Genomic DNA, 15,079 nt, shown 5'->3' with positions numbered 1-15,079 from the left:
ACATGACGACCATCGCGCTGCCGTCCTACGACGACGCCATCAGCCGTTACGAGCCGGTCATCGGCCTGGAGACGCACGTCGAGCTGGGCACCCAGACCAAGATGTTCTGTGGCTGCAAGACCGAGTTCGGCGCCGAGCCGAACACTCAGGTCTGCCCGGTCTGCCTGGCGCTGCCCGGCGCGCTGCCGGTGATGAACCGGGCCGCCATCGAGGCGACCATCCGGATCGGCCTCGCGCTGAACTGTGACATCGCGCCGTGGTGCCGGATGGCCCGGAAGAACTACTTCTATCCGGACATGCCGAAGAACTTCCAGACCTCGCAGTACGACGAGCCGCTCTGCGTGGACGGCTACGTCGACGTCACGGTCGACGGCAAGGAGTACCGGGTCGAGATCGAGCGGGTGCACATCGAGGAGGACACCGGCAAGACGCTGCACGTCGGCGGCGCCACCGGTCGCATCCACGGCGCCACCGAGTCGCTGGTCGACTACAACCGGGCCGGCATCCCGCTGGTCGAGATCGTCACCAAGCCGGTCCCCGGCCTCGGCGCGCTCGCTCCCGAGATCGCCAAGGCCTACGTCGCCGAGCTGCGCGACATCATCCGCGCGCTGGGCGTCTCCGACGTGCGGATGGAGCAGGGCTCGATGCGCTGCGACGTCAACACCTCGCTGAACAAGCCGGGCGAGGAGTGGGGCACCCGCACCGAGACCAAGAACGTGAACTCGCTGCGCTCGGTCGAGCGCGCGGTCCGTTCCGAGATCATCCGGCAGGCCGGCCTGCTCGACGAGGGTGTCCGGATCTTCCAGGAGACCCGGCACTTCCAGGAGACCACCGGCGACACCCGGCCGGGCCGGTCCAAGGAGACCGCGACCGACTACCGCTACTTCCCGGAGCCCGACCTGGTCCCGATCGCGCCCGACCCGGCGTGGGTCCAGCAGCTCAAGGCCGAGCTCCCGGAGAAGCCGAGCGTGAAGCGTGCCCGCCTCCGCGAGGAGTGGGGGATGACCGAGATCGACATGCAGTCCGCGGTCAACGCCGGCGCCATCGAGTTGATCGAGGAGACGATCGCGGCCGGCGCGTCCCCGGCCGGCGCCCGCAAGTGGTGGCTGGGCGAGCTGGCCCGCCGCTCCAACGAGCTGGGCATCGAGCTGTCGTCCGTCGGCGCCACCCCGGCCCAGGTCGCCGAGCTGCAGAAACTCGTCGACGACGGCAAGCTCAACGACAAGCTGGCCCGCCAGGTGCTGGAGGGCGTGGTGGCCGGCGAGGGCTCGCCCGCCGAGGTGATGGCCGCCCGCGGTCTCGAGGTGGTGTCGGACACCGGCGCGCTGCAGACCGCGGTCGACGAGGCGATCGCCGCCAACCCGGACATCGCCGCCAAGATCCGTGACGGCAAGGTGGCGGCGGCGGGCGCGCTGGTGGGCGCGGTCATGAAGACCACGCGAGGCCAGGCCGACGCCAAGACCGTCCGCGACTTGATCCTGTCCCGGCTCGGCGCTTCCTAGACCCCATTTTCGGTACGATCACCGCCCGGTCCCGTGGCTCCACGGCGCCGGGCGGTGCCGTTCGCGGGTACTCGTGATCATCGATTAGAGTGCGTCGGCGCTCGCTCGATCACGGGGGACTGACATGACTGACGCCACGCCGTCCACCGGCCGCGCCGAGCCCGACCCTGTGACGCCGGCCCCTGCTGGTGTCCCGGCGCCTGCTGGTGTCCCGGGCCCAGTTGCTGTTCCGGGCCCTGCGGTCCCGGGCCTGGCTGTTCCGGGCCCTGCTGTTCCGGGCCCTGCTGTTCCGGGTCCTGTTGTCCCGGCGCCCGCCGCTCCCGCTTCCGTCTCGTCGGCGGCGCCGGTCGCGTCTGCTGCTGGTCCTGCCGATGCGGTCACGCCGGGTGCGGGAGCGGAGGCCTGGCCGGCTCCCTCCGGCCCGCCCGGGCCTGCTGCGCCGCTGGTCGCGGAGGCGCCGGGTGCGGAGGTGGAGGCCTGGCCGGCCCCTTCCGGCCCGCCCGGGCCCGCTGTGCCGTTCGTCGCGGAAACGCCGGGTGCGGGGGTGGAAGCTTGGCCGGCCCCTTCCGGCCTGCACGGGCCGGCTGTGCCGTTCGTCGCGGAAACCCCGGTCCTGCCGATGCCCTACGGGCCGGCGGAACCGCAACCGGTGTTCCGGGCCGACGAGGCCTACTGGATCGCCGCGGGGGAGCCGCCGCTGATCGCCGCCGCCCACGTGGCCGTGCACGAGGAACGATTCACCGACGCGATCGGGATGCTGGAGGAGTTCCTCCGGGAGCACCCGGCGGACGTGCGCGGCTGGCACCGGCTGGCCGGTGCCCGGGTCGGCCTCGGCGACTTCGGGGCGGCCCTGGCCGATGCCGACCGGTCCGTCGCACTCGACCCGGAAAGCGCTCCGGCGCACCGGATGCGCGGGATCGCCCTGCTCTTCCTGAACCGCCCGGCCGAGGCCGAACAGGCCGCAACCCGGTCGCTCGAACTCGACCCGGGCGCCGCGGACGCGCATGCCCTGCTCGCCGAGACGTTGCGGCTGCAGGGTCGTGCCGAGGACGCCCTGACCGCCGCCCGCGCCGCCCTGGCCATCGCCCCGGGCCACCCGGGCGCCCTGCGTGTCATCGCCGCGAACCCCTCGCCGATCGCCCGCTGGATGCCGTTGGTCGTCGCCACCACCCTGCCCGCCGCGCTGATCCTGGGCGTGCTGGCGCTGATGCTGGCCGGCGCGTCCTCGGCCACCACCTTCGGGGTCTTCGCCGCGTTCGCCTGCCTGCCGCTGTTCGCCGCGGTCCTCCGCTGGACGGTCGGCACCCGGGGCGCTCCGGTCCGCCCCCTGCCGAACCGGGCCTTCCTCACCGCCCCGCTCGCCGCCACCGCTTACGTCGCCGCCCCGCTGATCCTCTCCGGCACCGGCGGCGGTGGAGTCCTCTGCGTCCTGCTGCTGACCGCCTTCCTCACCACCGCCAGCACCGCAGCCGTCCAGCGCCGCCTCCTCCCCCACCCCTGACCCCCGTGCCGTTGACCGCCCGTGCCGCTGACCGCTCGTGCCGCATACCGCGGCGCGGATGCCGGGTGGAGCCGGCCTGCCAGCCTACGAAGCCGCTGGTCACGGTGGCCGCGCCGGTCACGGTCGTCGGCTGGCTCTCACGGGTGTCTCAAGGCGGTCGAGACACCCGTGAGAGCCAGCCGGGACCGTGAGCCGCGGCCGGGGCCGTGCCCCGCAGTCCGAGTCGGCGGTCGCGGCCGGGGCCGTGACCGCAATGCGGGTCGGCGGTCACGGGTGGTGGCGTCGGTCGTGGTCGTTGGCTGGCTTCCAGGGGTGTTTCAAGAGGGTTGAGACACCCGTGAGAGCCAGCCGGGACCGTGAGCCGCGGCCGGGGCCGTGCCCCGCAGCCCGAGTCGGCGGTCGCGGCCGGGGCTGTGACCGCAATGCGAGTCGGCGGTCACGGGTGGTGGCGTCGGTCGTGGTCGTTGGCTGGTTCTCAGGGGTGTTTCAAGGCGGTCGAGAGACCCGTGAGAGCCAGCCGGGGACCGGGAGCCGGGGCAGGGGCAGGGGGGGCAGGGCGTGGGGAGCCGGCGCGGGGTGGGGGCGGCGGGTCAGCGGCTGGGCTGGGTGGCCGGGAGGGACGACGGTGGGGTGGACGGGGTGAGGGTGATGGCGGGCTCGTCGTCGCCGAGGCCGACGACGTTGCGCTGCATCTCGACGTTGGACTGGCCGGTGCCGCCCAGCTGGATGTCGTCGTAGGCCTTGAGCGTGTGGTTCTCGTCGAAGTAGAGGACCGAGAGGGACAGCGGCGTCGGCTCCTCGTGCTCCAGTCCGCGCAGGCCGGCGCCGCCGGTGGAGCCCTCCACCATCAGCCGGGTCGGGATCGGGCCCTCGACGGCCGCGCCGGACGGGGTGGGTGAGGCGGACGGCGAGCCGGACGCGCCCGGCGCCGGCGCCGATGGGACCGGCAGCATCGCCACCGAGCGCTGGTGCTTGTGCCCGGCCAGGACCAGCGGCACCACCCCGGACAGCGGCGGCGCCATCTCCGGGTCGTGGACCAGGGCGACGTCCACCTTCTTGCCGGAGTCCCGGATCGTCCTGGCGAGCCGCTCGCCGGTGGCGGTGAGCAGCTCGCTGCCGGAGTTGTCGCCGGCCTTGTTGGTCTCGCTCTTGTCCGGGGTGAACTGCGGGTCGCCGATCCCGGCGATGGTCACCCCGTCGACCGTGGTCACCTTGTCGTCCAGGACGATCGCGTTCCGCTGGCGGGCCACCGCGGACTGGATGCTCACCGAGTCGTGGTTGCCCCGCACGTAGATGTAGGGCACCTTGACCGACGGGATGGACGCCGCGAAACCGGTCTCGGCGCTGCTGCCCCAGTCGACCATGTCGCCGGTGTCCACCACCGCGTCGATGTCGAAGGTCTCCACCACGGTCCGGATCAGGCCCCACGAGGCCGGGTTCAGATGCAGGTCGGAGACGTGCAGCAGGCGGGTGGTGTTGCCGGCCGGCTCGTAGACCGGCAGCGCCGACACGGTGGTGTAGATCCGGCTCACGTTGCTGACGATCTGCTGCAACTGCTCGGCGTAGCGCCCGTAGTTGTCCGCGATCCGGCGCGCGTCACCGACCACGGCCGGCGCGTTGACCAGCAGACCCTCGTAGCGCGGCTCGCTGATCGCGTCCGGCCGGACGGTGGCCGCCGCCAGGCCGATGCTGCCGGCGCTGACCACCAGCGCGGTCAGCCCGGCCGCGGCGGTGCGCCGGACACTGCGGAAGATCAGCGCGGCGGCCAGGATCGCGCTCAGCACGGCCAGCCCGACCGTCCGCAGAGCCAGCCGGGTCACCCCGGCGGTCACCTCGTCGACCGCGCGGTCGCCGGCCGAGCTGATCGCCGTCGGGTTGTCGATCAGCTCCTCGGTGCGGCTCTGGTCGAGCGAGCCGAGCGCCACCTTGAGGTGCAGCGTGCCCCGGTGGCTGTCCAGGTGCAGCGACCCGAGCGGCGGGATGTCCACCTCGGTGCCGCCGACCAGGCTCGGCCTGATCGACATCTCGGCGCGGAACGGGCCCACGTTGATCCCGGTGTGCGCGAACAGCATCACCCCGATCATCGCGGCGGTGATGCTGACCAGGCCGACCGCGGTGGCCACCCGGACGCGCCGGAACCAGCGGTGCCGCCACACCCGCCCGGACCGGGCGGTCGTGGCCTGCAGGCGTCGGCGCCAAGGGGCGAGGACCGGGGCCGGGAGCTCACTCATCGGCGCTCACCTGCCCCGCCGGGCTCGCCGCGAAACAGTCATGCCCGTCTCAGCTCCGGCCGGCGCCGCCGTCCGAGAAGACGAGCCGGATCAGCCGGTCGTCCTCCGGATCCGGCTCGCCGGCGTCCTCCTGGTTGGAGGTGCTCACCCAGAGCGAGCCGTCCGGCGCGGCGACCAGCGCGCGCAGCCGCCCGTACTTGCCGGTGAGCAGTTCCTGCGCCTTGCCCAGGACGGTGCCGTTGCCGGTGACGTCGATCATGTAGATGCGCTTGCCGAGCAGGCAGGCGGTGGCCACCAGCGTCTCCAGCGCCGCCACCCCGCCGCACGAGGAATCGGCGGTGGGCCAGGCGGCCAGGGGGTTGGTGAACTTCTTCGCGGTGCCGGCACCGTCCGCCTTGGGCCAGCCGTAGTTCTTGCCCTTCTGCACCACGTTCAGCTCGCTGAACTGCGGCTGGGTGTTCTCCGTTGCGAACATCCGCTTGGTCTTGTCCCAGGTCAGGCCCTGCACGTTGCGGTGCCCGGAGGACCAGACCAGCGACGTCTTCACCGGGTTGCCCGGGGCCGGCTTGCCGGCCGTGGTCATCCGCAGGATCTTGCCGCCGAGGTTTTTCGGGTCCTGCGCCTGGCTGCCGGCCGGGGTGCCGTCACCGGTCCCGGCGTACAGGAAGCCGTCCGGACCGAAGGCCAGGGCCCCGCCGTTCTGCTGGGCGGAGCGGGGGATGCCGGTGACGATCGGCTGCACCAGCTTGCCCAGCACCAGCTTGCCGACGCGGTTGTCGGTGGAGGTGGAGTAGTAGACGAAGACGGTCTTGTCGGTCGCGTATCTCGGCGAGACGGCGATGCCGAGCAGGCCGCCATCGCCGGAGGCGCGCACCTCGGTCAGCCGGGCCGCCTCGCTGACCTGCAGGCCGTCGGCGTCGGAGCCGGGCCCGACCCGCAGGATCCGGGCCGTGTCGCGCTCGGTGACCAGGGCCGACCCGTCCGGCAGGAAGGCGATGCCCCAGGGCACCTCGAGGCCCTTGGCCAGCACGGTGACCGCGATCTCCTGCTCGCCGCCCGGGCTGGCGCTGGCGGTGGCGGCGACCGACGGGCCCGGCAGGTTGGGCGCGGTGCCGGCCTGGTCGGGCCCGGGCGGGCCGAAGCTGCACCCGGAGGTCAGCGCCAGCACGACGGCGAGTGTCGCGATCGCGGCACGGCCCCGGCGGGAACGCACGGCTGAACCACCCCCTAGCTTGTCTGCCGACCAGGGTAACCGCGGCCCCTGACAGTTCCCGGGGGAAGCGGTCACTGCTCGGTGGCGGCCGGCTCGCCGTCGGTGGCCGGGGTCTGCCCGATGGCCTCCAGCACCACCGGCAGGTTGTCCCGGGTGATCCCGGTCAGCCGGATCACGTTGCCGTTGTCCAGCAGCGCGGAGACCCGGCCCCGCTGGTCCGGGGCGAGCTCGACGATCCGGCTCCAGGGCACCACGTTGCCGCCGAACAGGGCACGGACGCGCAGCCGGTCCGGGTAGACGTCGGTGCCGGCCCGCCACGCCCAGGCGAACACGGCGAGCGGGATCAGCAGCACCGGGGTGAGCGCCCACGAGGCGCCGGCCAGGGGCACGGCGCTGACGAACGCGATCACGGCAGCCACCAGAGCGGTGCCGGACTTGCGGACGCGGAGTACGGGGCGTTGGCTCACCCGCACATTCTCCCACCTGCCGGGCGCAGGTTTTCCACAGACCCGAGTTGACCGGTGTCCGTCCATGCTCGACGATCCGGGAAGAGGCCGATTTCCTACCGCCCCGTAACCTCGCCCGGCCACGGTCGTTGACCGGGTGCACCGACCTCTTGTTCCGCCCCGCCCGCCGGGAGCCGCCTTCCCCCGGGCACGAACACGGAGGATTTGTCGTGGCTGTGCCGCCCCTCGCGCCGGTCCGGCCCCGGGACACCGGCCGGGCGGTGCTGCTCGCCGTCGCTCCGGCGGCCGTGCTGGTGCTCCTGGCCGGCGCTGCCGGCCTGCTGCCCGGCCCGGTCGCGCTGGCCGTGGCGGTCGGCGTCACCGGTCTCTGCGCCGCCGCTTACCTGGTGGACACGGCGCTCGCCATCCATCACACCGAGCGCGCCTTCGCGGCCTGCCGGGGCGCCGGTTTCGTCGGGATGGGCGCGCTGGCCACCGCACTGACCGTGCTGGTCCCGTGGTGGTTCCCGGCGAGCGCGGTGACCTGGCTGACCGTGGGCCTGGGCGGGGCCGCCGGGTGTTACGTGGTGGGCGCCGCCCTGCTGCCCGGCGCCGCCCGGACCTGGCCGGTCCGGTTGCGCCGCGGGTTCGACGGGCTGGGCCTCGGGGTCAGTGTGGGCTTCGCGGCCTATCTGGTCCCGCCGGACGGCCAGCCCCGGCCGGCCGCGCTGCCCGCGGTGCTGATCGCCGCCGGCGGCGTCTCGATCGTGGCCGTGGTGGTGCTGCGGGCCCGGCCGCGCCCGGTGCCGGCGGTCTGGTGCGGGATCGGCGCGGCGGTGGTGCTGGCCGCGCTCGCCACGCTGGCCGAGGTGCTGGCGCTCGGCGTGACCGGGCCGATCGTGCCGCTGCTCGGCCTGCCGATGGTGGCCGGCCTGGCCGCCGCGGCCGCCGGCGGCTCCCGCCGGGACCTGCCGCCGCCCCCGGCCGGCCCGCGCAACCCGGATCAGTTCCTGGCGAGTTACCCGCTGCTCGGGATCCCGGCCGCGGTCGGCGTGGTCGCCGCGGTCTGGCACCTGCTGACCTCGCCCGGCTTCGACACCCAGGCGATCCTCTTCGGCCTGGTGATGGTGACCGTGCTGGTGCTCCGGGAGCTGCTGGTGGTGCACGACATCCGGCGGTACGCGGGCCGCCTCCGGGTGGCCGAGGCGCACTTCCGCTCGCTGGTGGCCGGCGCCACCGACCTGACCCTGGTGCTCGACGAGCAGCTCACCGTCCAGTGGCAGTCACCCGCCGCGGCCCGGCTGTTCGGGCTGCGCGACGCCGAGGTGCTGGGCCGCCCGTTCGGCGAGCTGATCCACCCGGAAGACGCCGGCGACGCGCTCGCGGTGATCGGCTCGGTGCTGGCCGGCGAGCACGAGGGCGGCCCGCCGGTGCTGGTCAACGCCCGGATGCGGGACGGCGCCCAGCTCTGGCGGGACACCGAGTCGACCATCTCCGACCAGCGTGCGGTGCCCGAGGTGGCCGCCCTGGTGGTGCACGTGCGGGACGTCGGCGAGCGCCGTCACCTGGAGCGCACCCTGCACAAGCTGGCCTATCTGGACCAGCTCACCGGCCTGGCCAACCGGCGGGCGCTGATGCGCGAGCTGCACGCCTTCCATGACCGGCCCGGCCGGCACGGCACCCTGCTGGTGGTCGACCTGCACGGGGTGGCCGAGGTGAACGACTCCCGGGGCCGCGAGGTCGGCGACGCGGTGCTCACCGAGGTGGCCCGGCGGCTGCGCGGGCTGCTCGGCGGCGAGGACGTGCCGGCCCGGCTCGGCGGTGACGAGTTCGCGGTGCTCACCCCGGATTCGGCGGTGCCGGCCTACGCGCTGGCCAGCCGGATCGTGACCACGCTCGGCGAGCCCTACGCGCTGCCCGGGGCCGGGGTGGTGCTGCACACCACGGTGGGCCTGGCCGAGCTGGCCGGGGCGGCCGACCCGGACGAAGTGGTGCGGCACGCCGACCTGGCCCGGCAGCGCGCCCATCAGCTGGGCCGGGACCGGGTGGAGTGGTACGACCCGGACGTCGAGCTGCAGCTGCACCGCCGGATGGAGCTGGAGCGGCAGCTGCTCGGCGCCGCCGGCCGGGGCGAGCTGGACCTGGTCTTCCAGCCGGTGACCGGGCTGCGCGACGGCCACCCGGCCGGGGTGGAGGCGCTGCTGCGCTGGCGGCATCCGGAGCTCGGCACAATCCTGCCCGGCGAGCTGATGCCGATCGCCGCGGCGCTCGGCGTCACCGCCGAGCTGGACGAGTGGGTGCTGGACGCGGCCTGCCGGCAGCTGAGCACCTGGGCCGGCGGCGACGAGGACTTCTGGCTGTCGGTCAACGTCCGGCCCCGGGAGCTGCTCACCGCCCGGTTCCCGGAGCAGGTGACCAGCATCCTGCGCCGGCACCGGATCGCCCCGGAGCGCCTGGTCGTCGAGGTCGCCGAGACCTGGATCGCCGAGGACGTGCCGGCCGTGGTGGCGGCGCTGACCGGGCTGCGGCGGCTGGGGGTGCGAGCCGCGCTGGACGACTTCGGGTCCGGGCAGACCTCGCTGTCGCACCTGCGGCGGCTCCCGGTGGACATGCTGAAGCTGAACGCCGCGCTGGCCGGTGACGCGTCCGAGGCCGGGGTGCTGCAGGTGGTGGTCGGGCTGGCCCGGCGGCTGGGCCTGGAGGTGGTGGCGAAAGGGCTGGAGACACCGGAGCAGATCGACCGGGCGGTCGCGGCGGGATGCCGGCTCGGGCAGGGTTTCGCGCTGGCCAACCCGGCGCCGGCCGAGCGCATCGAGGCGTACCTGGAAAGCCATCGCGCGGACCGCGGCTGGTGAGCGGACCGCAACCCGGCAGGACGACCGAAACCTGAGGGAGAGGCCCGGCGGAAGCGGCCGGGTCAAGAGGATCAGGAGCGCGGCGGCGCCGTGCTCCCACGCGGCGTCAGATGCGCTGTCTGCGCCTTGACGTTCCCGACCTTCTTGCCGTCGATCGCGTTGAGCAGCTCCCGCGCCGCCTGCGCGCCGTAACCGGAGACGTCCCGGCTGAGCGCGGTCAGCGACGGGTGCACCAGGCTGCACAGCGGCGAGTCGTCCCAGGCCACGATCGACAGGTCGCCCGGCACGGACAGCCCCATCTCCTGGGCCACGGCCAGCCCGGCCACCGCCATCACGTCGTTGTCATAGATGATCGCGGTCGGCCGGTCGCCGCCGATCAGCAGCCGGCGGGTGGCCCGGCTGCCCTCCTCGCCGGTGTAGTCGGCCGGCACGGTGAGCGCCTCGCCGAGCCCGAGCGACGCGCACACCTGGTCGAACGCCTTGGTCCGGACCTGGGTGTGCAGCAGGTCGGGCACACCGCTGACCCGGGCGATCCGGGAGTGGCCGAGCGCCACCAGGTAACGCACCGCCTCGGTGATCGCCCCGCCGTCGTCGGACCAGATCTGGGTCACCCCGCCGGCCTCGCCGGAGCCGCCGAGCACCACGGCGGGCAGCTGGAGCTGCTGCAGGACCGGGATCCGGACGTCGTTCTCCCGGAGGTCGGTGACGATCACGCCGTCGATCCGGCGCTCGCCCCACCAGCGGCGGTAGACCTCGACCTCCTGCTCCGGGCTGGCCACCACCTGGAGCGTCAGGGCGTAGGACTGGGCGCCGAGCTCGGCCTCGAAACCGCTGATCAGGCCCATGAACCAGGGCTCGATGCCGAGGATCCGGGCGGGCCGGCAGAGGGTCAGCCCGACCGCGCGGGCACGGGCGCCGGAGAGGGCCCGGGCGGCGCTGTTCGCGTTGAAGCCGATCTCCTGCGCGATGGCGAGGATCCGCTTGCGGGTCGCCTCGGACACGCCGGGCTGACCGTTCAGGGCGTAGGAGACGGCTCCCTTGGACACTCCCGCGCGCCGCGCGATGTCGGCGATCGTGGGCCGTTTCACTCAGTCTCCTCAAGTCCCGCCGAGTCTAAGCAGCCGACGTGGTGGGAAACAGTGTACTTGACCGGTTAAGTCGGTGGGAGATCAATCTATCGAGCGGCGGGGGCGCCAGATCGTTGCTCAACGGGAAAGGTACGAATTCCCGGCGCCAAGGGATTTGCCAGAGAGGACTCAGGAATCACTCAGTTTTCCATGAGCCGGTCCTCGGTGGGTGCCGTCAGGGTGGCCAGCCTTGACACAACCTAGGAGTCCGATGAAAACCCATCTGGTCCGATGGTCGGTCACCGCGGGGATCACGCTGGCGGTCGTAGCGCCGCTCGCCGGGAGTGCCGCCGCCACCGTCATCACGCCTGACAATCCCCGGAACGGCCGGCTCACCCAGGTCGGCCCGCTCGCCGAGCACGGCTTCCCGTCCTGGTATCGGGACAGCACCGGCGCCCGGCTGGAGGCCTGCACGACCCTGGACGACCCGCTCTGCTCCACGCTGCCGGACGAGGTGCCCAACCCCGACCTGCCGGTCTCCTACCCGGACAACTTCCCGGGCGAGTTCTTCTACCAGCTCGCCGGCGCCGAGGTGACCCTCACCGACGGCACCCAGGCGACGATCGGGATGGACCTGGAGGGCGCCTGGGCAGCCGAGGAGGTGCGGGACGGTGACCAGATGGTGTTCGGCCGGGTCCGGATCCGGTTCGACGCCGCCGAGGGCCGGCGCTTCCGGATCACCCACCCGTACGGCATCGACGACCTCACCGCCACCGACAAGGGCGTCCGGATGACCGAGGACATCGGCACCACGCCCGGCGCGTTCGGACAGGCGATGAACAGCCGGATCGGCCCGTTCCTGAAGTGGGACCCGGCCGTCGCGCCGGCCGCCCCGGCCGGCTACACCGGTGACCCGGGCGTCGACCACAAGGTGGTGGGCAGCCCGTACGGCACCAACTTCGTCCGGATCGAGGAGCTCAACCCGGCCACCGGCGCCACCCTGGCCCAGCTCGGGTTCACCGACGTGTTCAGCGTGCAGGGCCGGTACGCCACCAACGCCGGCGTCGACGTCGACCAGGCCACCTACACCACCGGCTCGGACGGCAACGGCGTGGTCGAGGTGTACGCGACCAGCGAGCCCGGCCAGGCCATCGAGATCGTCGCCAACGCCGCGCTCGGCCTGCACGGCACCCCGCTGCGCAGCTCCGGCAACGGCCACTACTACGGCCGGTTCCCGCTGACCGGCCCGCTGCCGGCCGACCCGGTCATCGAGGTGGTCAACGCCTCGGACCGGCCGGTCGCCAAGAAGACCCGCAAGCTGGTCGACGTCGTGCAGGTCACCAAGGCCGAGTACGACGCCGACGCGCAGACCCTGACCGTGGCCGCCGCCAGCAGCGACCGGGACGCCACCCCGGGCGTGCTGAGCGTGACCGGGTACGGCCCGATCACCGGTCAGCCGTTCACCGGCGTGCTGGCCCCGCCGGCCGCGATCACGGTGACCTCGTCGGCCGGCGGCACGGCCACCGCGTCGCTGGTCGGCTCGGGCGGCGTCTTCGGCCCGGACAAGCCGATCGCCGGCGCCACCGCGGACCGCACCTCGGTGGTCAACCAGGTGGTCAAGCTGGACGGCACCGGCTCGGCGGGCGAGATCGACTCGTACCGGTGGACCCAGACCGGCGGCCCGGCGGTCACCCTGACCGGGGACAGCACGGCGTCCGCGTCGTTCGTCCCGGCGCAGCCCGGCACCTACGCGTTCCAGCTGGTCGTGACCGGTCCGGGCGGCCCGAGCCTGCCCGCCACGGTCGAGGTGACGGTGGGCGAGGCGGCGACGCCGGTCGCCGAGGCCGGACCGGACCAGACCGTGGTCCGCGGCAAGACGGTCACCCTGGACGGGTCGGCCTCGACCGGGGTCGAGACGTACTCCTGGAAGCAGGTCTCCGGACCGGCGGTGACGCTGGCCGGCGCCGCCTCGGCGAAGCCCAGCTTCACCTACCCGGCGCAGGTCCTGCCCGCCTCGCCCGGCCCGAACGCCGGCTACGTCTACACCAACGACCCGGTGGTCCTGGAGCTGACCACGACGAACCCGAGCGGCGTCACCACCGACCGGGTCACCGTCCGGCCGGCCGCGGAGAGCTTCCCGGGCGGGATCACCGTCCGCTACCGGACCGGCAACAACGAATGGCGGATCAGCGGCACCAGCAGCCTGATCGCCGGTCAGCGGATCACCGCGGTGCTGGGTGACACGCTCACCGGCCGGGTGATCGGCACCGCCGCGATGGACGCCACCGGCGCGTTCAGCATCCGGGTCACCGGCCCGGCGCCCGGCGCGGTCCGGACGATCAGCCTGGTCACCACGACCGGCGGGGTGATCCTGGCCCAGGCGGTCACCGTCACCAACTAGTCCACGCACCACCCGCAACCGGCGGCGGTCTCCTGCTCAGGAGGCCGCCGCCAGTTGTTTGCGCAGGTAGAGGCAGGTGGCGGCGGAGATCTGCGCGGCCACCGCCTCGCGCACCAGGGTGCTGGCGTGCCCGACCTGCCCGTTCGGGCCCTCGCGCAACAGGCAGGCGTGCACCAGGGCGTCGACGGCGGACAGCACCTCGGTCACCGGATGCCCGGTGAGCGCGGCCAACTCGGCGGCACCCAGGTCGCCGAGCGCCGCGGTGACCCGCAGCACCTCCCAGGCGAGCGCCGGCATCCACTCGGTCCGCCGGCGGGCGATCTGCATGGCCACCGCGCCGGCCACCTCGTGCGGCCGCCGGGCCACCGCGACCAGGGCCGGGATGCCCCCGGTCAGCTCCCGCAGGCCGGGATCGCCGAGCGGTTCCAGCTCGTCGGCGGTGAGCGGGCTGAGCCGCAGCACCACCGGGGTGCCCAGCCCGGCCAGCGGCCGCCCGGTGATCTGCGACGGGTAGTCGTAGGCCAGCACCAGCCGCAGCGCCGGGCAGTGCCGGCTCAGCCAGGCCAGCTCGGCGACGCTGGCCGCGTCCAGGTCCCGGGCGTCGTCCACGGCCAGGTAGATCTGCTCGGGCCGGTCGAAGGTGGTCGCGATCAGCTCCAGGGCGGCCTGGTCCAGTGGCTGGTCGGGCAGCGCCCGCTCGACCGCCTCGACCGCCTCCGGCTTCGCGTCCAGGTCGGTCAGCACGCTGCGCAGCCAGGCCAGCCGGAGCACGCCGACGGCCGGGCCGGCGTCCCCGATCCCGACCCGGCCGGGCGCGTGCCGGCCCAGCTCGGCCAGGAAGGCCGTCTTGCCGGAGCCACTCGGCCCGACGATGTGCACCACCGCCGGGGTCTCCGGCTCCAGCATCAGCCGGATCTCGGCGACCCGGCCGAGGAAGCGCTCGCTGGGCACGACCGGGGCCGGCACCGGAGGCGCGGGCAGCGGCGCGACCACCGCGGCCGGCGGCGGGGCCTCCACCGAGCGGCTGGCCAGCACGGCCCGCTTGATCTGGGCCAGTTCGGCCGACGGGGCCACACCCAGCTCGCTGTCCAGCACCTGCCGGCACCGCTCGAAGATGCGCAGCGCGTCGTCGGGGCGGCCCATCGCCACCGCGGCGGTCATCGCGGCCTGGTAGCCGGACTCCAGGAACGGGTTGAGCTCGATCGCCTCCTGGGCCAGCCGCAACGACCGCGGGGCGTCCTCGGCGAGGGCCGCGTCGGCCAGCTTGAGCAGCGCGTTCACCGCGGCCACCGAGACCTCGGAGCGGACCGGGCCGGCCCACTCGGCGTACGGGTCCTCCGGGAACGGCAGCTCCCGGGCCAGCTTCAGGATCTGCTCGTGCACCGGCAGCCGCGGGTCGCCGGGTGGCAGCGAGTCCAGCCGGCGCAGCAGCTGGCGCAGGTCGGCCAGGTCGAGCCCGGCGCGGGAGGTGTCGAAGAGGTAGCCGCCGCTGCGGGTCACGATGAACCAGTTGGCCGGGGAGCCGTGCGGCTGCAGCCGGCGGCGGATCACCGAGACGTAGTGCTCCAGCGCGCCCGCGTGGTTGCCCGGCAGGTCCTCGCCCCAGACCGCGTCGGCCAGGGCGTCCTTGGACTGGATCCGGTCGTGCCGGGCGGCCAGCACGGCCAGCACCTGGCGCGCGCGGCGGGGCAGCTCACCGGCGGGCAGCACCTCGCCCGCACCGTCGACGACGGTGAGTTGTCCCAGAACGCTGACGCGCAGTCCCACGTTCTGGAGATCGCCCGATTCGCGCCGGACTTGAGCGGACGGCCTCAGCATCGCCAACGGAACCCCTCAGTGCTTGTTTCTAGGTTGCTGCTCCCT

9 protein-coding genes are annotated in these 15,079 nt (G+C 73.7%); 4 read left to right on the top strand and 5 right to left on the bottom strand.

What is annotated here, in order from left to right:
• The first annotated feature begins 2 nt into the window (after window positions 1–2).
• The gene (gene gatB / locus BJY16_RS02835) at window positions 3–1,502 is read left to right on the top strand and encodes an Asp-tRNA(Asn)/Glu-tRNA(Gln) amidotransferase subunit GatB (protein WP_185037564.1); all 1,500 of its coding nucleotides are present in this window, start codon (window positions 3–5) and stop codon (window positions 1,500–1,502) included.
• A 544-nt stretch (window positions 1,503–2,046) separates the two neighbouring features.
• A complete protein-coding gene (locus BJY16_RS02830) occupies window positions 2,047–3,003 on the top strand; it encodes a tetratricopeptide repeat protein (RefSeq protein ID WP_185037563.1) in 957 nt (318 codons plus the stop codon).
• Between the two features lie 590 nt (window positions 3,004–3,593).
• Here BJY16_RS02830 and BJY16_RS02825 read toward each other — a convergent pair.
• The 3 genes from BJY16_RS02825 to BJY16_RS02815 all read right to left on the bottom strand — a co-directional run bounded on the left by BJY16_RS02825 (window position 3,594) and on the right by BJY16_RS02815 (window position 6,914).
• Window positions 3,594–5,234, bottom strand: coding sequence for a metallophosphoesterase family protein (locus BJY16_RS02825; protein WP_185037562.1), 1,641 nt, complete (start codon window positions 5,232–5,234; stop codon window positions 3,594–3,596).
• Window positions 5,235–5,283: 49 nt separating this feature from the next.
• On the bottom strand, window positions 5,284–6,447 hold the full coding sequence (locus BJY16_RS02820) for a PQQ-dependent sugar dehydrogenase (protein WP_185037561.1): 1,164 nt from the start codon (window positions 6,445–6,447) through the stop codon (window positions 5,284–5,286).
• A 71-nt stretch (window positions 6,448–6,518) separates the two neighbouring features.
• Window positions 6,519–6,914 (bottom strand): PH domain-containing protein, encoded by a 396-nt coding sequence (locus BJY16_RS02815; protein WP_239178026.1) that lies wholly within the window; start codon window positions 6,912–6,914, stop codon window positions 6,519–6,521.
• A gap of 209 nt (window positions 6,915–7,123) precedes the next feature.
• On the opposite strand from BJY16_RS02815, the gene BJY16_RS48255 reads away from it, so the two are divergent.
• Complete coding sequence (locus BJY16_RS48255; RefSeq protein ID WP_185037559.1) at window positions 7,124–9,748, top strand: putative bifunctional diguanylate cyclase/phosphodiesterase; 2,625 nt, start codon at window positions 7,124–7,126, stop codon at window positions 9,746–9,748.
• Window positions 9,749–9,819: 71 nt separating this feature from the next.
• Here BJY16_RS48255 and BJY16_RS02805 read toward each other — a convergent pair whose 3' ends face one another.
• Window positions 9,820–10,836, bottom strand: a complete 1,017-nt coding sequence (locus BJY16_RS02805) for a LacI family DNA-binding transcriptional regulator (RefSeq protein ID WP_185037558.1) — start codon at window positions 10,834–10,836, stop codon at window positions 9,820–9,822.
• Window positions 10,837–11,086: 250 nt separating this feature from the next.
• On the opposite strand from BJY16_RS02805, the gene BJY16_RS02800 reads away from it, so the two are divergent.
• Window positions 11,087–13,216 carry a PKD domain-containing protein gene (locus BJY16_RS02800; protein WP_185037557.1) on the top strand — a complete coding sequence of 710 codons (2,130 nt, stop codon included), beginning with the start codon at window positions 11,087–11,089 and terminating at the stop codon, window positions 13,214–13,216.
• Between the two features lie 36 nt (window positions 13,217–13,252).
• Here BJY16_RS02800 and BJY16_RS02795 read toward each other — a convergent pair whose 3' ends face one another.
• A complete protein-coding gene (locus BJY16_RS02795) occupies window positions 13,253–14,983 on the bottom strand; it encodes an AfsR/SARP family transcriptional regulator (RefSeq protein WP_185037556.1) in 1,731 nt (576 codons plus the stop codon).
• Window positions 14,984–15,079: the final 96 nt, after the last annotated feature.

It is taken from the genome of Actinoplanes octamycinicus (assembly GCF_014205225.1).
Classification (GTDB): Bacteria; Actinomycetota; Actinomycetes; order Mycobacteriales; family Micromonosporaceae; genus Actinoplanes; species Actinoplanes octamycinicus.
The sequence above is the reverse complement of the archived record's forward strand: the minus strand, read 5'-3'. Positions and strand labels throughout refer to the sequence as shown.

What these genes read in the sequence shown, in the direction of transcription:
- gatB (WP_185037564.1), top strand. Translation starts at nt 3, where the DNA reads ATGACGACCATCGCGCTGCCGTCCTACGACGACGCCATCAGCCGTTAC.
- BJY16_RS02825 (WP_185037562.1), bottom strand. Translation starts at nt 5,234, where the DNA reads ATGAGTGAGCTCCCGGCCCCGGTCCTCGCCCCTTGGCGCCGACGCCTG.
- BJY16_RS02800 (WP_185037557.1), top strand. Translation starts at nt 11,087, where the DNA reads ATGAAAACCCATCTGGTCCGATGGTCGGTCACCGCGGGGATCACGCTG.